17 protein-coding genes are annotated in these 21,490 nt (G+C 72.3%); 7 read left to right on the top strand and 10 right to left on the bottom strand.

Features of this window, described 5'->3' with window-relative positions; all coding sequences use genetic code 11:
• Positions 1 to 108: 108 nt before the first annotated feature.
• The 4 genes from ACZ6KF_RS23360 to ACZ6KF_RS23345 form a co-directional block, all read right to left on the bottom strand.
• On the bottom strand, positions 109 to 3,915 hold the full coding sequence (locus ACZ6KF_RS23360) for a multifunctional oxoglutarate decarboxylase/oxoglutarate dehydrogenase thiamine pyrophosphate-binding subunit/dihydrolipoyllysine-residue succinyltransferase subunit (RefSeq protein WP_469239894.1): 3,807 nt from the start codon (positions 3,913 to 3,915) through the stop codon (positions 109 to 111).
• A 291-nt stretch (positions 3,916 to 4,206) separates the two neighbouring features.
• Positions 4,207 to 5,316 carry a HAMP domain-containing sensor histidine kinase gene (locus ACZ6KF_RS23355; protein ID WP_356626569.1) on the bottom strand — a complete coding sequence of 370 codons (1,110 nt, stop codon included), beginning with the start codon at positions 5,314 to 5,316 and terminating at the stop codon, positions 4,207 to 4,209.
• Positions 5,313 to 6,050, bottom strand: coding sequence for a response regulator transcription factor (locus ACZ6KF_RS23350; RefSeq protein WP_356626571.1), 738 nt, complete (start codon positions 6,048 to 6,050; stop codon positions 5,313 to 5,315). Before ACZ6KF_RS23350 ends, ACZ6KF_RS23355 begins: the two co-directional genes overlap by 4 nt.
• Before the next feature lie 113 nt (positions 6,051 to 6,163).
• Complete coding sequence (locus ACZ6KF_RS23345) at positions 6,164 to 6,841, bottom strand: spermine/spermidine synthase domain-containing protein (RefSeq protein ID WP_469239893.1); 678 nt, start codon at positions 6,839 to 6,841, stop codon at positions 6,164 to 6,166.
• A gap of 190 nt (positions 6,842 to 7,031) precedes the next feature.
• Here ACZ6KF_RS23345 and lon point away from each other — a divergent pair, with 190 nt between their 5' ends.
• Positions 7,032 to 9,449 carry an endopeptidase La gene (lon, locus tag ACZ6KF_RS23340; RefSeq protein WP_469239891.1) on the top strand — a complete coding sequence of 806 codons (2,418 nt, stop codon included), beginning with the start codon at positions 7,032 to 7,034 and terminating at the stop codon, positions 9,447 to 9,449.
• Between the two features lie 59 nt (positions 9,450 to 9,508).
• Here the strand turns inward: lon and ACZ6KF_RS23335 are convergent, their stop codons facing one another.
• On the bottom strand, positions 9,509 to 10,339 hold the full coding sequence (locus tag ACZ6KF_RS23335; RefSeq protein WP_469157358.1) for a lysozyme: 831 nt from the start codon (positions 10,337 to 10,339) through the stop codon (positions 9,509 to 9,511).
• A 277-nt stretch (positions 10,340 to 10,616) separates the two neighbouring features.
• Between ACZ6KF_RS23335 and ACZ6KF_RS23330 the strand changes: the two genes are divergently transcribed.
• The gene (locus ACZ6KF_RS23330; protein WP_469239889.1) at positions 10,617 to 11,084 is read left to right on the top strand and encodes a MarR family winged helix-turn-helix transcriptional regulator; all 468 of its coding nucleotides are present in this window, start codon (positions 10,617 to 10,619) and stop codon (positions 11,082 to 11,084) included.
• A 52-nt stretch (positions 11,085 to 11,136) separates the two neighbouring features.
• On the opposite strand, the gene ACZ6KF_RS23325 is transcribed toward ACZ6KF_RS23330, so the two are convergent.
• Positions 11,137 to 11,925 (bottom strand): protein phosphatase 2C domain-containing protein, encoded by a 789-nt coding sequence (locus ACZ6KF_RS23325; RefSeq protein ID WP_469239887.1) that lies wholly within the window; start codon positions 11,923 to 11,925, stop codon positions 11,137 to 11,139.
• Between the two features lie 374 nt (positions 11,926 to 12,299).
• Here ACZ6KF_RS23325 and ACZ6KF_RS23320 point away from each other — a divergent pair, with 374 nt between their 5' ends.
• From ACZ6KF_RS23320 to ACZ6KF_RS23300, 5 genes are read left to right on the top strand one after another with little or no spacing between them, the layout of a single operon-like run.
• The gene (locus ACZ6KF_RS23320; RefSeq protein ID WP_469239885.1) at positions 12,300 to 15,191 is read left to right on the top strand and encodes a sensor histidine kinase; all 2,892 of its coding nucleotides are present in this window, start codon (positions 12,300 to 12,302) and stop codon (positions 15,189 to 15,191) included.
• The gene (locus ACZ6KF_RS23315; RefSeq protein WP_356626582.1) at positions 15,188 to 15,691 is read left to right on the top strand and encodes a roadblock/LC7 domain-containing protein; all 504 of its coding nucleotides are present in this window, start codon (positions 15,188 to 15,190) and stop codon (positions 15,689 to 15,691) included. Before ACZ6KF_RS23320 ends, ACZ6KF_RS23315 begins: the two co-directional genes overlap by 4 nt.
• Entirely contained in the window at positions 15,688 to 16,122 is a 435-nt protein-coding gene (locus ACZ6KF_RS23310) for a DUF742 domain-containing protein (RefSeq protein ID WP_356626584.1), read from the top strand. Before ACZ6KF_RS23315 ends, ACZ6KF_RS23310 begins: the two co-directional genes overlap by 4 nt.
• Complete coding sequence (locus ACZ6KF_RS23305) at positions 16,103 to 16,744, top strand: GTP-binding protein (RefSeq protein WP_356626586.1); 642 nt, start codon at positions 16,103 to 16,105, stop codon at positions 16,742 to 16,744. The genes ACZ6KF_RS23310 and ACZ6KF_RS23305 overlap by 20 nt, the downstream gene beginning before the upstream one ends.
• Before the next feature lie 13 nt (positions 16,745 to 16,757).
• Positions 16,758 to 18,020: a styrene monooxygenase/indole monooxygenase family protein gene (locus ACZ6KF_RS23300; protein WP_356626588.1), complete on the top strand. Its 1,263-nt coding sequence runs from the start codon at positions 16,758 to 16,760 to the stop codon at positions 18,018 to 18,020.
• Here the strand turns inward: ACZ6KF_RS23300 and ACZ6KF_RS23295 are convergent.
• From ACZ6KF_RS23295 to ACZ6KF_RS23280, 4 genes are all read right to left on the bottom strand, one after another.
• The gene (locus tag ACZ6KF_RS23295; RefSeq protein WP_469157356.1) at positions 17,984 to 19,186 is read right to left on the bottom strand and encodes a C40 family peptidase; all 1,203 of its coding nucleotides are present in this window, start codon (positions 19,184 to 19,186) and stop codon (positions 17,984 to 17,986) included. The two genes, ACZ6KF_RS23300 and ACZ6KF_RS23295, sit on opposite strands and share 37 nt — an antisense overlap.
• A 259-nt stretch (positions 19,187 to 19,445) precedes the next feature.
• Positions 19,446 to 19,712, bottom strand: coding sequence for a hypothetical protein (locus tag ACZ6KF_RS23290; RefSeq protein ID WP_356626592.1), 267 nt, complete (start codon positions 19,710 to 19,712; stop codon positions 19,446 to 19,448).
• Entirely contained in the window at positions 19,705 to 20,361 is a 657-nt protein-coding gene (locus ACZ6KF_RS23285; protein ID WP_356626594.1) for a TetR/AcrR family transcriptional regulator, read from the bottom strand. The genes ACZ6KF_RS23290 and ACZ6KF_RS23285 overlap by 8 nt, the downstream gene beginning before the upstream one ends.
• 74 nt (positions 20,362 to 20,435) lie before the next feature.
• Positions 20,436 to 21,374, bottom strand: a complete 939-nt coding sequence (locus tag ACZ6KF_RS23280) for an AurF N-oxygenase family protein (protein ID WP_469239883.1) — start codon at positions 21,372 to 21,374, stop codon at positions 20,436 to 20,438.
• Positions 21,375 to 21,490 lie beyond the last annotated feature (116 nt).

Genomic DNA, 21,490 nt, shown 5'->3' with positions numbered 1-21,490 from the left:
TGCGGTCGTACGCCTCCAGGTTATGCGGCGTTCACCCGAACGGGCGGGGCCCGCCCCCCTGCCGGGGGACGGGCCCCGCCCGTCGGTTCAGCCGTGCCCAGTGGCGGCTCAGGCCTCGAACACCTCGCGCACCAGCTGCTCCTGCTCCGCCTGGTGCCGCTTCGCCGAACCCACCGCTGGGGACGACGAGTGCGGGCGGGAGATGCGGCGCAGGCGCTCGCCGGCCGGGATGTCCGCGCCGACCGCCAGGTCCAGGTGGTCGATGAGGTTGAGCGCGATGAACGGCCACGCGCCCTGGTTCGCCGGCTCCTCCTGGGCCCACAGGTACTTCTCGGCGTTCGGGTACTTGGCGATCTCCGCCTGGAGCTCCGCGCCCGGCAGCGGGTACAGGCGCTCGATGCGGATGATGGCCGTGTCCGTCACGCCGCGCTTCTGACGCTCGGCGTCCAGGTCGTAGTAGACCTTGCCGGCGCAGAAGACGACCCTGCGGACGGCCGCCGGGTCCACCGAGGCGTCGCCGATGACCGGGCGGAACTGGCCCGTGGTGAACTCCTCCGCCTTCGACGCGGCGGCCTTCAGGCGCAGCATCGACTTCGGGGTGAAGACGACCAGCGGCTTGTGGTGCGGGTTGTGCACCTGCCACCGCAGGAGGTGGAAGTAGTTCGACGGCGACGTCGGCATGGCGACCGTCATGTTGTTCTGGGCGCACAGCTGGAGGAACCGCTCCGGGCGGGCGGACGAGTGGTCCGGGCCCTGGCCCTCGTAGCCGTGCGGCAGCAGCAGGACGACGCCGGACGTCTGGCCCCACTTCTGCTCCGCCGAGGAGATGAACTCGTCCACCACCGTCTGGGCGCCGTTGACGAAGTCGCCGAACTGCGCCTCCCACAGCACGAGCGCGTCGGGGCGGGCCAGCGAGTAGCCGTACTCGAAGCCCATCGCCGCGTACTCGGACAGCAGCGAGTTGTAGACGTTCAGCCGCGCCTGGTCCTCGGAGAGGTACTGGAGCGGCGTGTACTCCTCGCCGGTGCTGCGGTCGATGATCACCGCGTGACGCTGGCCGAAGGTGCCGCGCTGGGAGTCCTGGCCGGCCAGCCGCACCGGCACGCCCTCCAGCAGCAGCGAGCCGAAGGCGAGCGTCTCGCCCATGCCCCAGTCGATCGTGCCGTCCTCGACCATGGCCGCCCGGCGCTGCAGCTGCGGCAGCAGTCGCGGGTGGACGGTGATGTGGTCGGGGATGTTGACCTGGGACTCGGCGATCCGCTTGACGATCTCCGTGGTCACCGCGGTGTTGACGGCGACCGGGAACTCGGCCTGCGGGTCGGAGGTCACCGCGGCGGCCGGCTGCGAGGTGGCCTCGCGGACCTCGGTGAAGACCTTCTCCAGCTGGCCCTGGTAGTCCTGGAGCGCCTGCTCGGCCTCCTCCAGGGTGATGTCGCCGCGACCGATGAGGGACTCGGTGTAGAGCTTGCGCACCGAGCGCTTCTTGTCGATCAGGTCGTACATCAGCGGCTGGGTGAAGGCCGGGTTGTCCGACTCGTTGTGACCGCGGCGGCGGTAGCAGATGAGGTCGATCACCACGTCCTTGTTGAACGCCTGGCGGAACTCGAAGGCCAGCCGGGCGACGCGGACGACGGCCTCGGGGTCGTCGCCGTTGACGTGGAAGATCGGGGCCTCGATCATCCTCGCCACGTCCGTCGCGTACATCGACGAGCGGGACGACTCCGGGGCGGCGGTGAAGCCGACCTGGTTGTTGATGACGATGTGGACCGTGCCGCCGGTGCGGTAGCCGCGCAGCTGCGACATGTTCAGGGTCTCGGCCACCACGCCCTGGCCCGCGAAGGCCGCGTCGCCGTGGATGGCCACCGGCAGGACGGTGAAGTCCGTGCCGCCCTTGTTGATGATGTCCTGCTTGGCGCGGACGATGCCCTCCAGGACCGGGTCGACCGCCTCCAGGTGCGAGGGGTTCGCGGCGAGCGAGACCTTGATCTGCTCGCCGTCCAGTCCGGTGAAGGTGCCCTCGGCGCCCAGGTGGTACTTCACGTCGCCGGAGCCGTGCATCGACTTCGGGTCGAGGTTGCCCTCGAACTCGCGGAAGATCTGCGCGTACGACTTGCCGACGATGTTGGCGAGGACGTTGAGCCGGCCGCGGTGGGCCATGCCGATGACGACCTCGTCGAGGCGGGACTCGGCGGCCGAGTCCAGCACCGCGTCCAGCAGCGGGATGACGGACTCGCCGCCCTCCAGCGAGAAGCGCTTCTGGCCGACGTACTTCGTCTGCAGGAAGGTCTCGAAGGCCTCCGCGGCGTTCAGCCGGCGCAGGATGCGCAGCTGCTCCTCGCGCTCCGGCTTGGCGTGCGGGCGCTCCACGCGGTCCTGGATCCACTTGCGCTGCTTGGGGTCCTGGATGTGCATGAACTCGATGCCGGTGGTGCGGCAGTACGAGTCGCGCAGCACGCCGAGGATGTCGCGCAGCTTCATCATCGACTTGCCGGAGAAGCCGCCGACGGCGAACTCGCGCTCCAGGTCCCACAGGGTGAGGCCGTGCTCGGTGACGTCCAGGTCGGGGTGCTTGCGCTGGCGGTACTCCAGCGGGTCGGTGTCGGCCATGACGTGGCCGCGGACCCGGTAGGAGTGGATCAGCTCGAAGACGCGGGCGGCCTTGGTGACGTCGTCGTCGTGGCTGGCGTCGATGTCCTTGAGCCAGCGGACCGGCTCGTAGGGGATGCGCAGCGCCTCGAAGATGTCGTCGTAGAAGCCGTTCTCGCCGAGCAGGAGGTTGGCGACGACGCGCAGGAACTCGCCCGAGGCGGCGCCCTGGATGACCCGGTGGTCGTAGGTCGACGTGAGCGTCATGACCTTGGAGATGCCGAGCTTGTTCAGGGTGTCCTGGGAGGTGCCCTGGAACTCCGCCGGGTAGTCCATGGAGCCGACGCCCATGATCACGGACTGGCCGGGCATCAGGCGCGGCACGGAGTGGACGGTGCCGAGGCCGCCGGGGTTGGTCAGCGAGACCGTGACGCCGGTGAAGTCGTCCATCGTCAGCTTGCCCTCGCGGGCGCGGCGGACGATGTCCTCGTAGGCCTGCCAGAACTCGAAGAAGTTCAGCGTCTCGGCCTTCTTGATGGCGGCCACGACGAGCTGGCGGTCGCCGTTGGGCTTGACCAGGTCGATGGCCAGGCCGAGGTTGACGTGCGGCGGCTTGACCAGCGTCGGCTTGCCGTCCTTCTCGCCGAACGACCAGTTCATCGACGGCATGGCCTTGATGGCCTGCACCATCGCGTAGCCGATCAGGTGCGTGAAGGAGATCTTCCCGCCCCGGGCCCGCTTGAGGTGGTTGTTGATGACGATGCGGTTGTCGAACAGCAGCTTCACCGGGACCGCGCGGACCGAGGTGGCGGTCGGCAGCTCCAGCGAGGCGTTCATGTTCTTCGCGACCGCGGCGGCGGGGCCGCGCAGCGTCACCAGCTCGGGGCCCTCGGGGGCCTCGGCGGCGGGCTCGGCCTTGGGCTTCGCGGCGGCGGGCTTCGCCGGGGCCGGAGCCTGGGCCCGAGCGGGGGCCGCGGCCGGCGCGGCCTTGGCGGGCGCCGGCGCCGGAGCGGCGGTCTGCTGCTGCGGGGCAGCGGGGGCGGCCTGGGGGGCCGGGGCCGCGGGGGCGGCCTGGGGCTGAGCCGTGGTGGTCTCCGCGGCCCCCGAGGCCGCGGTGCCCGCCGGAGCCGAGGCCGCGGGGGCCCCCGGCTTGTAGTCGGCGAAGAAGTCCCACCAGGCGCGGTCTACCGAATTCGGGTCCTGGAGGTACTGCTGATAGATCTCGTCGACGAGCCACTCGTTGGGTCCGAAGTCCGCGGCGGGGTTCTTGCCCGCTTGGTCGGCTTCGGTCGAGACACTCGATGCGTTACTGGGGGACTGTGGCGACACGGCGGCAACCGCCCTCTTCCGCTTCACAAGGTGATGGACAGCGGGAATTAAGGCTACGCCTCCAAGACCGCGAAGGTCAGGCCCGGCCCGTTCATCGTCGCGTAAGTCACATCGGAAACCGTGTTTCGGGGCTGAATATGGCGGGAAACAAACGCGGTTCCGGTGGGATCCCGGGGAAAACGGGTACGACGGCCCCGGCCGCGCGCGCACGAGACGCGGGCCCCTGCCTGATCACACGTGTCCGTCAGCGCGGACGTTCATGGATCATGTGGCTCCGCTTCGAACTTTACGTCAACTTGGCACGGACGGCAGGCCCGGGAGTGTGACAAGAATCCGGCAGCCCCGTTCGGATTCGGCCACTCGGATCCGGCCGCCGTGCAGATCCACCGCCCACCGGGCGATCGCCAGCCCGAGCCCGGTGCCGCCGTCGCTGCCCGGTCCGTGCGGGCGGGTCACCGCGCCGCGGTTGAACCGCTCGAAGACCCGGTGCCACTCGGAGCGCGGAATCCCCGGTCCCTCGTCGAGGACCTCCAGCTCCAGCGAGTCCTGCCGCGCTCCGCGCCGCGCCTTGATGGTGACCCGGCCGTGCGGCGGGCTGTGCTTGACGGCGTTGTCCACCAGGTTGGCGACGACCTGGTGGATGCGCTCGGGGTCGGCGTGCGCGGTGAGGTCGGGCGGGAAGACGTCGAGGTGCAGGTGGACGTCGGTGCGGGTGTGGCTGCCGGACCCGGAGGCGATGCCCGCGCGGGCCGACGCGACCATGTTGGCCTCCTTCAACACCCCCGACAGGTACGGCCACACCTCGAACCGCCGCTGCTTGAGCGGGACGACGCCGTTGTCCAGCCGGGACAGGTCCAGCAGCGTCTCCACCAGCCGGCCCAGCCGCTCGGTCTGCTTCAGGGCGGTCCGCATGGTCTCGGGGTCGGCCTCGGCGATGCCGTCGACCACGTTCTCCAGCACCGCCCGCAGCCCTGCGATCGGCGTGCGCAGCTCGTGCGAGACGTTGGCGACCAGTTCCTTGCGGTGCCGGTCCTGGGCCTCCAGGTCGTCGGCCATGCGGTTGATCCGCACGGCCAGGTCGCCCAGTTCGTCGCGGCGGTTCTCGCTGGCCCGGCGGGTGTAGTCGCCCTGGGAGATGGACCGGGCGACCGCGTTCATCTCGTCCAGCGGCGCGGTCAGCGAGTGCGCGACGAACTGGGTGATCAGCAGCGTGGCGATCATCGAGAAGACGGTGATGAAGCGCAGCTCGGTCTCGGTGCGCACGGCGATCATCAGCAGGCCGGTGGTGATGAGCACCGCGATGACGACCAGCGCGCCCAGCTTGGTCTTGATCGAGAACGGGCGGATGCCGCCCCAGGGTCCCTGGGCGCTGCGGCGGGCGGCATCCCGGTCCGGGCTCATGGCGTCGGCGTCTCCAGGGCGTAGCCGACGCCGTGCACCGTGCGGATCCGCTCGGCGCCGATCTTCCGCCGCAGGGCCTTGATGTGGCTGTCGACGGTCCGGGTGCCGGAGGCGTCCGCCCAGTCCCACACCTCGGCGAGCAGCTGCTCGCGGGAGAGCACCGCGCGCGGGGTGTTCGCCAGGCACACCAGCAGGTCGAACTCGGTGGGCGTGAGGTGGACGTCCTCGCTGCGCACCCGCACCCTGCGCTGCGCGTGGTCGATCTCCAGCTCGCCCAGGCGCAGGATGCCGCTGCGCGGGGTGGCGGCGGCCAGCGCGGCCCGCTCCACGCGGCGCAGCAGGACGTGCACGCGGGCGGCCAGCTCCCGCATGGAGAACGGCTTGGTCATGTAGTCGTCCGCGCCGACGCCGAGCCCGACCAGCATGTCCGTCTCGTCGTCGCGCGCGGTGAGCATCAGCACCGGCACCGGCCGCGCGGCCTGCACCCGGCGGCACACCTCCAGGCCGTCGAAGCCGGGCAGCATGATGTCGAGGATCAGCAGGTCGGGCTGCCACGCCTCGGCCGTGTCGACCGCGGCCGGGCCGTCGCCGGCCGTTTGCACGAGGAATCCCTCGGCGCGCAGACGGGCCGCGATGGCGTCGACGATCGTCGGGTCGTCCTCGACCACCAGCACCCGGCGCTGTGCGCCCGGGGTCGCCGCCGTGCCGCTGTGGGAGGTGTGTGTCTGCTCCATCGCCCGCCCCTGAAGTGTGCTTTCCGGAATCCGTGGGGTGATCCCATGACTGCGCTTGACGCTTGAATGATCGGCGTCAGGGAAGCAGCGTACGGGGAGTCGCCGCACCTCGGCTATCCAGGTCGGACGCCGAGGTGCACGACGTCGGGAACGCCCCGGGCAACGGGGATCTCTTCGGTACGCACATGCCGGAATCCGGCATTCCGCAAGGTTTCTTCGAATTGCGGGGAGGGCTGCGCCGACCATACGGCGAGCACCCCGCCCGGCCTCAACACCCGTGCGCAGCCTGCGAGTCCGGCCGGGGAGTACAGCCCCGAGTTGCCGTCCGTGACGGTCCATCCCGGCCCGTTGTCGATGTCGAGACACAGCGCGTCGAACGTGGCGGAAGTCTCATTGACGTACGCGACGAGGTCCGCTGCGACCACCTCGGCGCGCGGGTCGGCGAGGGCGTCGCGGGAGAGGGCGGCCAGGGGTCCGTCGCGGTGCCAGTCGATGACCGCGGGCTCGCGCTCCACCACCGTGATCCGGCCCCAGCGGGGGTTGCCCGCGGCATGTGCGAGCGAGAATCCGACGCCGAGCCCGCCGATCAGGACGCGGGGTGCGGCGCGGTCGTCGAGGGCGTCCAGCGCGGCGTCGACCAGCAGGCGTTCCGAGCGGCCGTCGGAGGTGTCCATCAGGAAGCAGCCGTTGGCGATGATCTGCAGCAGCTCGCCGTGACGGCGCAGCACGACCTCGCCGTAGGGCCCCTCGCGACGGTCCAGGACTTCGGGGATGTCGTAGACGGTGGGCATCCGCCCATCCTGGCACTTTCGCGGTGGCCTGTTGACCGAACGACGACCGAGGGGCGGACCCGGAGTTGACGGGGTGTGACGGTGCGGGGCAGACGAGCTGATCGCTGAGAGCGAACGCCGGACCGGGAACATCGGGCCGCCGTCGAGCATTGAGTCGGCATAGCTCAACTTGACTGCCGAAGGGGAGATCATGGCTGCTGAGTCCGCGCCGTTCACACCGCTCACCCTGCCCGTGCTGCCGCTCGACGGCGAGGTCGTCCTGCCCGGGATGGTGGTTCCGCTGGACCTGAGCGACGCCGAGGTCAGGGCCGCGGTGGAGGCCGCGCAGGCCGCCGCCCGGTCGGAGCCCGGAAAGCCCAAGGTGCTGCTCGTCCCGAGGATCGACGGCACCTACGCCAACACCGGCGTGCTCGGCACCGTCGAGCAGGTCGGACGGCTCGCCGACGGCGACCCCGGCGCGCTGATCCGCGGGCGCGGACGGGTGCGCATCGGCGCCGGCACCACCGGTCCGGGCGCCGCCCTGTGGGTCGAGGGCACGCGCGTCGACGAGACCCTGCCCGACCCGCTGCCCGGACAGGTCACCGAACTCGTCAAGGAGTACAAGGCCCTCGCCACGGCCTGGCTGAAGAAGCGCGGCGCCTGGCAGGTCGTGGACCGCGTCCAGGCCATCGACGACGTCTCCGCGCTCGCCGACAACTCCGGCTACTCGCCGTTCCTGACCGCCGACCAGAAGATCGAGCTGCTGGAGACCGCCGACCCGGTGGCCCGCCTCCGGCTCGCCACCCAGCAGTTGCGCGACCACCTCGCCGAGCAGGACGTCGCCGAGACCATCGCCAAGGACGTCCAGGAAGGCGTCGACAAGCAGCAGCGCGAGTTCCTGCTGCGCCGCCAGCTGGAGGCCGTCCGCAAGGAGCTGCGGGAGCTGAACGGCGAGAAGGAGGGGGAGGAGTCCGACGACTACCGCGCCCGCGTCGAGGCCGCCGACCTGCCCGAGAAGGTCCGCGAGGCCGCCCTCAAGGAGGTCGACAAGCTGGAGCGGGCCAGCGACCAGTCGCCCGAGGGCTCCTGGATCCGCACCTGGCTCGACACCGTCCTCGAACTGCCGTGGAACGAGCGCACCGAGGACGCCTACGACATCCGGGGCGCCAAGGCCGTCCTCGACGCCGAGCACGCGGGCCTGGAGGACGTGAAGGAACGCATCACCGAGTACCTCGCGGTGCGCAAGCGGCGTGCCGAGCGGGGCCTCGGCGTCGTCGGCGGACGGCGCGGCGGCGCGGTGCTCGCCCTGGTCGGCCCGCCCGGCGTCGGCAAGACCAGCCTCGGCGAGTCCGTCGCGCACGCCATGGGCCGCAAGTTCGTCCGCGTCGCCCTCGGCGGCGTCCGCGACGAGGCGGAGATCCGCGGCCACCGCCGCACCTACGTCGGCGCGCTGCCCGGCCGGATCGTGCGCGCGGTCAAGGAGGCCGGCTCGATGAACCCGGTCGTGCTGCTGGACGAGATCGACAAGGTCGGCTCCGACTTCCGCGGCGACCCCGCGGCGGCCCTCCTGGAAGTCCTCGACCCGGCTCAGAACCACACCTTCCGCGACCACTACCTGGAGGTCGAACTCGACCTCTCCGACGTCGTCTTCCTGGCCACCGCCAACGTCCTGGAGGCCATCCCCGAGGCGCTCGCCGACCGCATGGAGATCGTCCGCCTCGACGGCTACACCGAGGACGAGAAGGTCGTCATCGCCCGTGACCACCTGGTGCCGCGCCAGCTGGAGCGCGCCGGGCTCGGCAAGGACGAGGTGACCCTGGACGAGAGCGCGCTGCGCAAGCTCGCCGGCGAGTACACCCGTGAGGCGGGCGTGCGCAATCTGGAGCGCTCGGTCGCCCGGCTGCTGCGCAAGATCGCCGCGCAGCACGAACTGGGCGAGCGGAAGCTGCCGTTCACAGTCACCGACGCCGATCTGCGCGACCTGATCGGCCGGCCGCACCACGTTCCCGAGTCCGCCCAGGACCCGGCCGAGCGGCGCACGGCGGTGCCCGGCGTGGCCACGGGCCTCGCGGTGACCGGCGCGGGCGGTGACGTCCTCTACGTCGAGGCGTCCCTCGCCGACGCGGAGACGGGTGCGGCGGGCCTGACCCTGACGGGCCAGCTCGGCGACGTGATGAAGGAGTCCGCGCAGATCGCGCTGAGCTTCCTGCGCTCCCACGGCGCCGAGCTGGAACTGCCGGTCGGCGACCTGAAGGACCGGGGCGTCCACATCCACTTCCCGGCGGGCGCGGTCCCCAAGGACGGCCCGAGCGCCGGCATCACGATGACGACGGCCCTGGCGTCCCTGCTCTCCGGCCGCCTGGTCCGCACGGACGTGGCCATGACCGGCGAGGTCTCGCTGACCGGGCGGGTGCTGCCCATCGGCGGCGTCAAGCAGAAGCTGCTCGCCGCGCACCGGGCGGGCGTCACCACGGTGATCATCCCCAAGCGCAACGAGCCCGACCTGGACGACGTGCCCGCGGAGGTTTTGGAGAAGCTCGACGTCCACACGGTCACCGACGTCCGCCAGGTCCTGGACCTGGCACTGACCCCGGCGACCACGACCACCGAGGTGCCGGTCGCGGCGTGACGGCTGCGGGGCCCGGTTCTCCCGCGCGGGAGAACCGGGCCCCGCTCACCTCCCGGGCATCAGCCGTAGGCGAGCGCCTGCACCCGGTCCAGGGCGCCGTTGAACTTGTCGTGGTCGCCCACCGTCGGCCCGGTCGAGGTGTACTGCCACATCGTGTAGTACGCCCATCCGGCCGGCAGCGTGCCCACGGTGGAGGCGTAGCGGGCGATCCACAGGGGGTTGGTGGCGCCGAATCCCGAGTAGTTGCCGGTGCACTGGGTCCACCAGCTCGTGGCGGTGTAGATCACCGCGTCGCGGCCGGTGCGGGCCTTGTAGGTGTTCAGGAAGTCACGGATCCAGGCGACCATCTGCGCCTGGGTCTTGCCGTAGCAGGCGGCGCCGTACGGGTTCCACTCGATGTCGAGCGCGCCGGGCAGGGTGCGGCCGTCGCGGGACCAGCCGCCGCCGTTGTCGACGAAGTAGTGGGCCTGGGCGGCGCCGGTCGTGGTGTCGGGGGTGGCGAAGTGGTACGAGCCCCGGATCATGCCGACGTTGTAGGAGCCGTTGTACTGCTGGGCGAAGTACCCGTTCTTGAAGTACGTCCCCTCGGTGGCCTTGACGTAGGCCCAGCGGACGCCGCTGTTCCACAGGGTCGTCCAGGCGACGTTGCCCTGGTGGCCGCTGACGTCGACGCCCTCGGTCTGGACGGCCCTGGTGGTGGGGACACCGTGCCTTCCGTCGTGGGCCAGCACGCCCATGCCCATGTACGCGGTGCCGCGGGCGGGGACGTCGTCGGCATCGGCCGCTGCCGGGGCGGACAGGACGGCGGGGACGAGGCAGAGGGCGGCGAGCAGGGCCCCGGCGAGGGCGAGGCGGCGGGAGCGGGTGGTTCCGGGTCTGTGCACGGGCATCAGCGTGCCTCCGTGGACTCGGTGGTGCGCGGTGGGGGGAGCAGGGGAGTGCGGGCCGTTGGGGTGACGGTCGTGCGCGTACGGCCGTCCGTACTCGGTTGGTGTCGTGTACATGCCTACGCGGCCCGGTCGTGACGCTACGCGCGGAGAGGGCCGCCGGGAAGGGGCGCCGGTGGCCGCCGTTGGTCTACGCCTGCGAAATACTGGCGGAGCTGCGGCGACGCGGGGCATTGACGAGAACTTTCAGCAGCGGGAAAACCGGAGCAGGGGTGCTGACGTGCGCGAGGACCAGAACGGCGGCCTGCCGGGCGGTGTGGACCCGGAGTTCCTCTCCCTGGAGCGGGAACTGACCGTCTTCATGCGCCGGGTGCGGGCCAACCAGGGCGAGATGGCCCGCGCGGTCCACCCGGACCTGGAGAGCGCCGCGTACGGGCTGCTGGTGCGGCTGGACGAGTGCGGCCGGCAGCGGGCCACCGAACTGGCCGCCTACATCGGCATCGGCAAGGCCACCATGTCCCGGCAGCTGCGCGCCCTGGAGGAGCTGGGCCTGGTGGCGCGCGAACCCGACCCCGCCGACGGGCGCGCGTCCCTGGTGCGCCTCACCGACGAGGGCCGCACCCGCGTCCAGCGCGTCCGCGAGGCCCGCCGTGCCCGGTACGTCAGCCAGCTCGCCGACTGGGACCGCCGCGAGGTCGCCGAGCTGGCCCGGCTGCTCCACCAGCTGAACGTGGGCATGGAGAGGTGACGCAGGGGACGTAGGGGGCGACCGGGAGGCGGGGCTCACCGGAGGGTGCGCCTCACAGGTGGACCAGCGCCGCCGTCGCGTCGTCGTGGGTCTTGCCGCGCCCGAGGCGCACGCGGGTCCCGCGGTCGGCCCGCTCCAGCGCGCGGACCCGGTCCACCAGCGCCTGCGCGCCCCGCTTCTCCAGGAAGGCGAACAGGTCCGTCCAGTCGCCCTCCCCGAACGTCTCCGTCCACCGCGCCGCCCCGTCCGTGAGCGCCGCCAGCGCCGTCACCTCCGCGCGCGGCAGGGTTCCCGTCACCGCCCGCGCCGCCACGGCCGGATCCGCCGCCGCCGTGAAGAAGCCGCCCTCCCTGTTGCGCAGGGTGGCGTCGACCAGGGCGTCGGTGGCCAGGGCGGCGCGCGGCAGCCGGGCCAGCCGGTCGTCGAGGTACGGGGTGACCGTGCCGTCGGGGGCGCGGACCAGCAGGACGGAGTCGGACAGGACCAGGTACTCGACGGCCGCCGGGGACCAGCGGGCCACGGCGACGGTTGCCTGCGGAGTGCGGGGGTGAGAAAGGTCACAGTCCTCCGCGTGCGCCGCCGCGGTACGGGCGATCGCCCGCGCCAGGGCCTCGGCCAGCGGAACATCCGGGAGGGAAACGGTCAGTTCGGTCAGCGCTCCGCCGAGCCTGGCCGTGTACCAGGGAACGGAATGCAGACAGCCCGTCCCGCCACTCGGCGGGGTCACCCCGTCCAGCAGTACCAGGGAACCGCCCTGCCCGGAGGCGGGCAGTCCGACACCGGCGAAGTCCTCGTTGGGGTACTGCGGGTCGCCGGGCTCCGAGACAAGTTCCGTGCGCATCCGGCCAGTCTGCACGAGCCCTTCACACCGCCCGCGAACAGGTGCCGGTCGTCACGGAAACGCTGCACACCCGCAGGTCAGTCGCCGGTTTTGGGTCGGAATGGAGCACTCCGGGAAAGCGTGGCGGCGAATACTGCCAAAGCCCGCCGCCCACGTCCAACCGGCTCGCCGCGCCGCGCCCTGGCACACGCCGGAGGAACTTGCCCGCCAACTCCCCGAGGATGTTCACTCCTTCGGGTGGCGGGTCGGGCGATGTGCGACCCCTGACCACCGGCACTGGGAGGGTCGGGGACCGGAACCGCACCGGGTGCGCACACCAGTTGACGGAACGTCACCCGGGCCCATGGGTACACGAGTCAGGAATGCGAGCACCGGTGCAGAAGACGCGGCCTCGGCGCACAGGCAAGCAGGCGGCCTCGGAAGGGGGCGCCGAGAGCACCCCGGTCGGCAAGGGCCGTCCGACCCACGTACGCAACCGGCTGATCGTGGCCGTCGCCGTCGTGGCCGCCGCCATCGCCGGGGCGGGAGCGCCCTCGGTGATCGCCGCCTCCGGGCAGCTGAGCGACAGCCAGGACCTGGTGACGCTGGCGGAGCAGACGCAGGACGCCCTCGTCCTCGCGCACTCCCTCGCCGACGAGCGCGACGAGGTCACCCCGTACATCGCCGCCGGCCGCCCCAAGGACAAGGCGCCCTCCGAGGAGCGCAGCGCCCGGGTGGACCGGCAGGTCGAGGAGCTGCGCGCCGACACCGACACGCCCGCCGCGCTGCGCTCCGACCTCGACGGCATCGCGGCCGTGCGCAGAGCGGCGCTCACCGGCAAGAGCAGTGCTCTGGAGGCGCACGAGGCCTACTCGGACGCCATCGCCGAGCTGCACCGCCTCGCGGAGGACCTCGCCGAGCGGCTGCCGCCCCGCGCCGGCGCCGGCGCGTACGCCCTCGCCGAGCTGGACACGGCCGTCCAGCAGGCCGCCGCGGCCCGGGGCCTGCTGCTGGCCGCCCTCGGCGTCCCGCGCGGCACCGAGACGGTCATCGACCCGGTCACCGGCCTGCCCACCGAGGTCGCCTCCACCTCGGACGCCGACGCCAAGCAGCGCGCCCTGCTCACCGCCGCCGCCCAGCAGGCCCGGCTGCGGTCCGACGCGGCCCTCGCCGGCTTCGCCGACACCGCGACCAAGGCCGCCCGCACCACCTACGACTCCACGGTCACCGGCCCCGAGGTCAACAGCGCCGAGAAGTACCTCGCCGCCCTCACCGACCAGCCCGCCCTCACCGACGACGAACTCGGCACCGACACCGGCAAGCTGGACGCCGCCCTCTCCGCCCGCGTCGACCTCATGCGCGGCGCGGAGTCCTCCCTGTACGAGCGCCGCACCGACGCCCTGGAGCAGCTGCGCGACGACGACGTCACCGCGCTGGAGATCCGCATCGCCGTCCTCGGCGCCCTGATGCTGCTCGCCGTCGGCGTCGCCACCGGCATGGCCCGCAGCCTCACCCGCCCGCTCGCGGTGCTGCGCCTGGGCTCCGCCCGGCTGGCCGGCGCCGAACACCCGGCCGCCGAGGAACCGGTCCGCTTCACCGGCCGCAACGACGAGTTCGCCCAGGTCGTCCGCTCCGTCAACGCCCTGCACGCGCAGGCCGTCGCCCTCCAGGAGCGGGTCAACACGCTGGAGGCCGACCGCAAGCACCTGGTCGGCCAGCGGCAGAAGATGGCCGACGCCCGCGAGGAGCTGCGCGACGAACTCGCCGAAGCCACCGCCCACCTGGAACGGCTGCGGGAGAGCATCGGCGGCACCTTCGTCAACCTCGCCCTGCGCACCCTGGGCCTGGTCGAACGGCAGCTCGCCGTCATCGAGGGCTTGGAGGAGCGCGAGCAGGACCCCGAGCGGCTCGCCACGCTGTTCAAGCTGGACCACTTCGCCACCGTCATGCGCCGGCACAGCGAGAACCTGCTCGTGCTGGCCGGCACCGAGCACGGTCAGCACCACGCCGGGCCCGTCCCGCTGGTCGACGTCGTGCGGGCCGCCGTCAGCGAGATCGAGCGGTACGAGCGGGTGCGGATCGCAGCGCTGCCGCCGCACGCGCACATCGCCGGGTTCGCCGCCGACGACCTCAGCCACCTGCTGGCCGAGCTGCTGGAGAACGCCACCTCCTTCTCCCCGCCCGACCTGCCCGTCGAGGTCTCCGGCTGGCTGCTGGAGAACGGCGAGGTCATGCTCTCCGTCCAGGACGAGGGCATCGGCATGACCGACGAGCGGATGACCCGGCTCAACGCCCGCCTCGCCGACTTCGACCCCGACGCGCCCTACGACCACGAGGCCGAGGACGGGCTCGGGCTCGGCCTCTACGTCGTCGCGCGGCTCGCCCACCGGCACGGGGTGCGGGTACAGCTGCGCGAGCAGAAGCAGGGCGGGGTCGCGGCCGTCGTCGTCCTGCCGCGCTCCCTGCTCACCGAGGGGACGCCCGCCGCGGTCCCGTCGGCCTCGCAGCCGTCCTCCGGCACGCAGTCCTTCTCGCTGCCCGGCGCCGACGCGGAGGCCAACTCCAACGTGCTGACGGGGCGGCCGAAGGACGGCGACCCGCTGGTCGCGCTGGCGGAGAAGGCCGTACGCGAGCGGTCGGCCCGGGACTCCGCAGCACCGGAGTCCGCGGCGGCTGAGGCGGCCGGGAACGCGGAGGCGCAGGACGGGGAATCCGCCGAGGCCGTGACGGCGAAGTCCGCCGAGGACACGGCGGCCGAGCCCGCCGAACGCCCCGCCGAGACGACGATGGAGCTGCTGCTCCCGGAGGTGGCGTCGGACCCCGGAACCGGTCCGGAGCCGACCGCCGAGCGGGACACCGCGTCCGCGCCGGAGCGCGCCTCCGGGACGGACTCCGCGCCGCCCGCGACCGAGCCGGACCCGGAGCCCGCCCCGGCGGCAGCGCACGCCCCGGCCGCCGCGCCCGGCGACGGGCAGGACCCCTACGCCATCGGTCCCGACGCCCACGAGCGCACCCCCGACGAGGGGGAGGAACGCGTCACCGACAAGGGGCTGCCCAAGCGCACCCCGAAGATCACCGCGCCCGCCGCGGCGCCCCGTGCGCACGGCGGGGGCGTCGACGCCGAGGCGCTGCGCCGCCGGCTGGGGGGATTCCACCAGGGGGCGCAGGCCGGCCGCCGGGACGTCGAGGCGGAACTCGCCGAGCGGCGCACGGACCGGGCGCCGCACGCACGACCAGCACGGAGCGAAGAAGCCACGGGGGGCACAGTCGAGGAGGCAAGCAGTTGACCGCGCCCAGTACCTTCGGACTGAGCAGTGAGGCCCGCAATCTGCACTGGCTGCTGACCAACCTCGTCGAGGAGGTGCCCGGCATCCTCTCGGTCGCCGTCGTCTCCTCCGACGGGCTGCTGCTCCTCTCGTCCGACCCAGGGCGGCACGAGGAGGCACGCCGGGCCCGGGACGGCAGGAACGCCGGCCCGCGCGGCTCCTCCGCGGACCTCGCCACGCTCGTCTCCGGCATCGGCAGCCTGACCATCGGCGCCGCCAAGCTGCTGGAGTTCGGCGGCGTGAAGCACACCATGGTCGCGATGGACGAGGGCAGCCTGTTCGTGATGTCGATCAGCGACGGTTCGCTGCTCGGCGTGTACGGCTCCGCCGACTGCGACATGAGCGTGGTCGCGTACCACATGGCGCTGTTCGTGGGCCGCGCCGGGCATGTGCTGACGCCCGAACTCCGCAGTGAGCTGCGGAAATCACTGGAGTCCGACTCGGCGGGGAGTGCCCGATGAGCAGCAGCAGGCCCGGAAAGCCGAAACAGCAGCTGCCGGTGCGCGGCGGCGACCGCAGGGCCGCCCGGGTGCGCCCCTACTCGCTCACCGGGGGCCGTACCCGCTTCGGGCACGTCCTGCTGGTGGAGACCTTCGTGGCGACCACGGCCGAGCTGGAGGCGCCCGAGGAGCGCAAGGAGCTGACCAACGGCTCGCTCTCCAGCCGGGTGATGCCGGAGATGCGGGCCATCGTCGAACTGTGCCGCCGTATGCGCACGGTGGCCGAGATCGCCGCGCTGCTGAAGATGCCGCTCGGCGTGGTCCGGGTGCTGCTGAGCGACCTGGCGGACCAGGGAAAGATCCGTGTGTACGGCACGGGAACCGGGCACGGCACGGGCCGGCCCGACCGCGCGCTGCTGGAAAGGGTGCTGAGTGGACTCCGTCGTCTCTGACGCCGCTCGGGGCGTCTCCCCCCTCGTCGCCGAGCCCGACGAGGATCTCAAGTCCTGGCAGACGGACCGCACCCGGGCGCCGATCGCCACCAAGGTCGTGGTGGCGGGCGGCTTCGGCGTCGGCAAGACCACGCTGGTCACCGCCGTCTCGGAGATCACGCCCCTGCAGACCGAGGCGCTGATGACCGAGGCGAGCGAGGAGACCGACGACCTGAGCGCCACGCCGGAGAAGCTGACCACCACGGTGGCCATGGACTTCGGCCGCATCACGCTCGACGACGACCTGGTGCTGTACCTGTTCGGCACGCCGGGCCAGCAGCGGTTCTGGTTCATGTGGGACGACCTGGTGCGCGGCGCGATCGGCGCCGTCGTGATGGCCGACACCCGGCGGCTGAAGGACTGCTTCCCGGCGCTCGACTACTTCGAGAGCTGCGGCCTGCCGTACGTCGTGGCGGTCAACCACTTCGACGGCAGTGAGCTGTTCGAGCCGGAGGATGTGCGGGAGGCGTTGACGATCCCGAAGCACATACCTGTAATGATCATGGATGCGCGCCGCCGGATCTCCGTGATCGAGACCCTCCTGGCCCTGGTGGGCCACGCGCTCGACGAAACCCCCGAGTAGGAGACAGCCCGTCATGCGGAAGATACTCGTCGTCGGAGCCGGCCAGTCCGGTCTCCAGCTCGCCCTCGGCCTCCAGTCGCACGGGTACGAGGTCACCCTGATGTCGAACCGGACCGCGGACGAGATCCGCTCGGGCCGGGTCATGTCGACGCAGTGCATGTTCCACACGGCGCTGCAGCACGAGCGCGACCTCCAGCTCAACTTCTGGGAGTCGCAGGCCCCGAAGATCGAGGGCCTCGGCGTCTCGGTCGCCGCGCCCGGCTCGCACGACCCCGGGCCGACGCAGCGCGCGATCGACTGGGTGGGGCGGCTCGACGGGTTCGCCCAGTCCGTGGACCAGCGGGTGAAGATGGCCGGCTGGATGGAGACGTTCGCGCAGCGCGGCGGCCAGTTGGTCATCCACGGCGCGGCGGTCGGCGACCTGGACTACTTCTCCCGCGCGTACGACCTGGTGCTCGTCTCCGCGGGCAAGGGCGAGCTCGTGCAGATGTTCGGCCGGGACGCCTCCCGCTCCCCGTACAGCGAGCCGCAGCGCGCCCTCGCGGTGGCCTACGTCCACGGGCTGGGCCCGCGTCCGGAGCACCCGGACATGGAGGCGGTCCGCTGCAACCTGGTGCCGGGCGTCGGCGAGATGTTCATCATGCCGACGTTCACCACCTCGGGACGCGCCGACATCCTGTTCTGGGAGGGCATACCCGGCGGCCCGCTGGACGTCTTCAACGGCGTCAAGGACCCCGCCGAACACCTCTCCCTGACCCTGGAACTCATGGAGAAGTTCCTCCCCTGGGAGTACGCGCGGGCCACCAAGGTCGAACTGACCGACGCGGGCGGCACGTTGTCCGGCCGCTACGCCCCGACCGTGCGCAACCCCATCGGCCGGCTGCCCGGCGGCGGCCTGGTCCTCGGCGTCGCCGACGTGGTCGTCGCCAACGACCCGATCACCGGGCAGGGCTCCAACTCGGCGTCCAAGTGCGCCGCCACCTACCTCGCCTCGATCCTGGAGCACGGTGACAAGCCGTTCGACGAGGCCTGGATGCAGCAGACCTTCGACCGCTACTGGCAGACGGCCCAGCACGTCACCAAGTGGACCAACGCCATGCTCGCGCCGCCGCCCGAGCACGTGCTGAACCTGATCGGCGCGGCCGGGCAGCTCCAGCCGGTGGCGGACCGTTTCGCCAACGGGTTCAACAACCCCGCGGACTTCGAGGAGTACTTCTACGACCCGCAGAAGACCGAGGCCTACCTCATGGAGGTCTCGGGCGCGTCCGGCGCCTGATCCGCGCGCGGGGCGTCCGCCGTCCGGCCCTCGCCCGGGGCGTCCGCCGCGGGAGCGGCGTACCCCTCGTCCGAGCCGGCCCGGGCGCCCTCGGGCAGCTCCGGCGGCGTGTAGCGCGGCAGCGGTGCGGCGTCCGGGTCCGGGCGCACGGCGCCGAGGACCGGGTTGGCGGCGATGGGGGAGACCTTGACGCGGGCGCCCGGGCGCGGGGCGTGCACCACCAGGCCGTCGCCGAGGTAGAGGGCGACATGGGTGGCCTCGGGGAAGTACACGACCAGGTCGCCGGGGCGCAGCTCTTCCAGCGGGACGCGCGTCAGCCGGGCCCACTGCTCCTGGCTGGTACGCGGGATCGGCGTCCCGGCCCGCTCCCAGGCCCGCTGGGTGAGCCCCGAGCAGTCGTACGACGCCGGCCCCTCCGCGCCCCAGGCGTACGGCTTCCCCAGTTGGCGCACCGCGTGCCGCAGCGCCCGCTCCCCGGCTCGCGAGGGCGTGCGGGCGGTACGGCCGACCGCGCCGGACGCCATGAACCGGCGCTGCGCCCTCGCGATGCCCTTGCGCTCGAACTCGGCCAGCGCGGTGAGCTGTTCGGCGCTCAGGGAGGCGAGCGTGCGCTGGACGGCGTTCAGCCGGTCGCGCACGTCGTCCTTCGCCCTGCGGTGCCGTTCGGCGAGGGTGAGCTGCCGGTCGAGGGCGGCGCGGGCGCGGCGGGCCAGGGCGTCGGCGCGGCGCTCACCGTCGGACAGCTCCCGCACCGTCGCGGCCCGCCCCCGCGCCAGCCGCCCGATGACATGGCCCTGGTCGAGGGCGTGCTGCGGATCGCGGGCGAGCAGCAGGCGGACGTACGGGGAGATGTCGGTGCTGCCCTGGTACTGCTGGCGGGCGAGCCGGCCCGCAGCGCCCCGGCTGTCGTGCAGGGCGAGCCGGGCGCGGGCCAGCGCGCGGTCGAGCCGGGCGACCTCGGCGCGCTGCCGCTTCAGCCGCTCCTCTGTGGCGTTGAACGTCTCGGTCGCCTTCTCGGCGTCGCGGTACAGCCGCTGAAGGTCCGTCAGCAGCGCGGCGACCGGCCGCCCGCCCGGTTCGGGGGCGGCTGCGGCGGGCAGCGGCACGAGCACGGCCTGGGCGGCCAGGGTCGCCGTACAGGCCAGTCGCAGAAGCCTTCCTGACACGACATCACCTCCGGTGCGACGCGGACGGTCCGCTCCGCACCGCGAGCATGCGGCCGCCCGGGCGGGTCCGCGCGGCGGGTGTGCGCGGGATGGCGTAAGGGGGTCACCCGTGGGCGTCGTCCGACTTGCCGGGCGGCGTGGCGGCGGGACGAGACGGACGGGTGGGCACGGGCCGATCCGGCCGAGGGCGGTGTCCCCGCGCGGGGAACCTCGCAGCGGGGCGGATCGCCGTGGCCCCGCGCGCCCCGCGCCCGGGGATTTAACGCCAGGGCCGGTTCCGGCGGCGGCCCGTCTCGCCCTCCGGGTCGTGGACGTACTTCCAGCGGCGGGTCAGCCGGCCCTGGCCGAGGGAGACGCGGCGGTAGACCAGGACCGTGGGCGGACCGCCGGCCGGGTCGGGGACGGGGATGCGGTACGTCTTGGGAGGGTGCCCGGTGATGCCCAGCAGCACGGGCAGCACCCGGCCGTCCATCGGGCCGCCCTCGAACGGGGTGTCTTCGCTCTTCACCCCTCCAGTCTCAGCCATCCTCCGTGGCGAGGGCGTGCACCACCGCCGCCGTCGCGGGGTCCCGGCGGGCCGTCACCGACAGGACCGCGACGAACTGCTCCACCAGCCAGTCCCGCAGCTCCTCCAGCGGCGGTTGTTTGTTCTCGTCCAGCCAGATCAGCGAGGCGGCCTCCACCGCCGTGATCCACATCCTGACCGTCATCCGCAGCCGGGGGCCGGGGTCGGCGACGCCGAGGTGGCTCATGATGTGGTCGGCGGCGGCCCGCCGCACGCCGTCCACGATGGCGGTCGTCCGGGACGTCTCCACCACGCTGCCGCCCTGGAGCAGCGCGGCGAAACCGGTGTCGTGCCCGTCGACGAAGGCGAGATAGCGGTCCAGCGCCCGGTGCAGCCGGGGCAGCAGCGGCCCGATCCGGGGCTCGTCGAAGCACTGCCGCAGCTCCTCGGCCGCCGAGCGCAGCGCGGCCTCGTACAGCTGCTGCTTGCCGCCCGGGAAGTACCGGTACACCAGCGGCCGGGACACCCCGGCCGCCTCCGCCACGTCGTCCAGCGAGACCTCCTCGGGCGCGCGGTGCGCGAAGAGGCCGAGTGCCGCGTCGAGCAGCTGGCTGCGCCGCTCCTCGACGCTGAGCCGGCGGTAGGCGGGGGTGGGGACCTGCGGGGTCATGGGCGGCAGCGTAACCGCACGTCCGTCCGCAGGTCCTCCACCGGCCGTCCACACGACGCCCCCGTGCGGCGCGTTCAGGCCAGCAGCCCCGACGACTTCCACAGCCGTCGCCCGACCCCGCGCAGCACGCCGATGTCGTCCAGGAAGTCGGTCAGGCGCTTGGACCCGGTCTGCATGACCTCCCGGCGGTGGCCGCTGGCCTTGACCTGGGCCATCGCCTCGCGCTTGTCCAGGCCGACGTTCGTGTACACCTCGGGGTTGACGAACGCGACCGAGAAGACGCGCGCGAACTCCCCGGAGGTGACGCGGGTGAACTCCTGCGACCACCTCGGCGCCGTCAGCATCTGACGGCGCAGCTCCTCACGGGCGTACCGGACGTGGCGGGCCTCCTCCACGACGTGGATGCGGGTGACCCCGCGGATCAGCGTCTGCACCCGCTCGTCCGGGAAGGTCAGCCGCTGCATCCAGTCGAGCACCTCCTCGCCGAGGAGCGTGGCGGTGAAGGAGCCGGGCGTGGTGGAGATGGTCTTGAACAGCCGGCCGAGCTGCTGATGGGTGCGGCTCACCGGGTACCAGGGCGTTTCGCTGCGCGAGATCAGCCGCGCGAACATCTTGGAGTGCCGGCACTCGTCCTCGATCTCGGTCAGCGCGTACCTGACGTGGGCGCTGGTCGCCGACTTGTCGTAGACGTGCCGGACCAGCAGCTGCATCAGGATCAGCTCGAACCAGATGCCGAGCGAGGCGAGCGCGGCGGCCTCGTGCCGGGAGAGCAGGATCCGCTGCTCCTCGCTCATCTGCTTCCACATCGGGGTGTCGTACAGCGACACCAGCTCCGGCGGCCAGAACCACTTGCCCTCCTCGAAGGGCGCGTCCCAGTCCAGTTCCTTGTCGGGGTCGAAGGAGTGCTTGGCGGACGAGTCGAGCAGTCGCTCGGCCACCTGCTCGCGGTCCTTGAGCAGACCGAGCGCGTCACGCAGGCCGGAGAGCGCGTCGGCATCCGTCAGGGTCGTCATGGGCTGTCCACCTCGTCGTGCGGGGGCTTTCGGGGGCGGTGCGGGACGCGTTCGGGTTACCCGCGGTCACTCCTTATGAGACTGCCTGTCAGCAAGCCCGTCAATCCCCCGTGCGC

Source organism: Streptomyces sp. NPDC046379, assembly GCF_055587785.1.
This window is presented reverse-complemented; position numbering and strand designations above follow the sequence as displayed.

Coding starts and splice junctions, on each gene's coding strand:
- ACZ6KF_RS23355 (WP_356626569.1), bottom strand. CDS start 5,316: ATGAGCCCGGACCGGGATGCCGCCCGCCGCAGCGCCCAGGGACCCTGG.
- ACZ6KF_RS23350 (WP_356626571.1), bottom strand. CDS start 6,050: ATGGAGCAGACACACACCTCCCACAGCGGCACGGCGGCGACCCCGGGC.
- ACZ6KF_RS23345 (WP_469239893.1), bottom strand. CDS start 6,841: ATGCCCACCGTCTACGACATCCCCGAAGTCCTGGACCGTCGCGAGGGG.
- lon (WP_469239891.1), top strand. CDS start 7,032: ATGGCTGCTGAGTCCGCGCCGTTCACACCGCTCACCCTGCCCGTGCTG.
- ACZ6KF_RS23335 (WP_469157358.1), bottom strand. CDS start 10,339: ATGCCCGTGCACAGACCCGGAACCACCCGCTCCCGCCGCCTCGCCCTC.
- ACZ6KF_RS23325 (WP_469239887.1), bottom strand. CDS start 11,925: ATGCGCACGGAACTTGTCTCGGAGCCCGGCGACCCGCAGTACCCCAAC.
- ACZ6KF_RS23310 (WP_356626584.1), top strand. CDS start 15,688: ATGAGCAGCAGCAGGCCCGGAAAGCCGAAACAGCAGCTGCCGGTGCGC.
- ACZ6KF_RS23300 (WP_356626588.1), top strand. CDS start 16,758: ATGCGGAAGATACTCGTCGTCGGAGCCGGCCAGTCCGGTCTCCAGCTC.
- ACZ6KF_RS23290 (WP_356626592.1), bottom strand. CDS start 19,712: ATGGCTGAGACTGGAGGGGTGAAGAGCGAAGACACCCCGTTCGAGGGC.
- ACZ6KF_RS23285 (WP_356626594.1), bottom strand. CDS start 20,361: ATGACCCCGCAGGTCCCCACCCCCGCCTACCGCCGGCTCAGCGTCGAG.
- ACZ6KF_RS23280 (WP_469239883.1), bottom strand. CDS start 21,374: ATGACGACCCTGACGGATGCCGACGCGCTCTCCGGCCTGCGTGACGCG.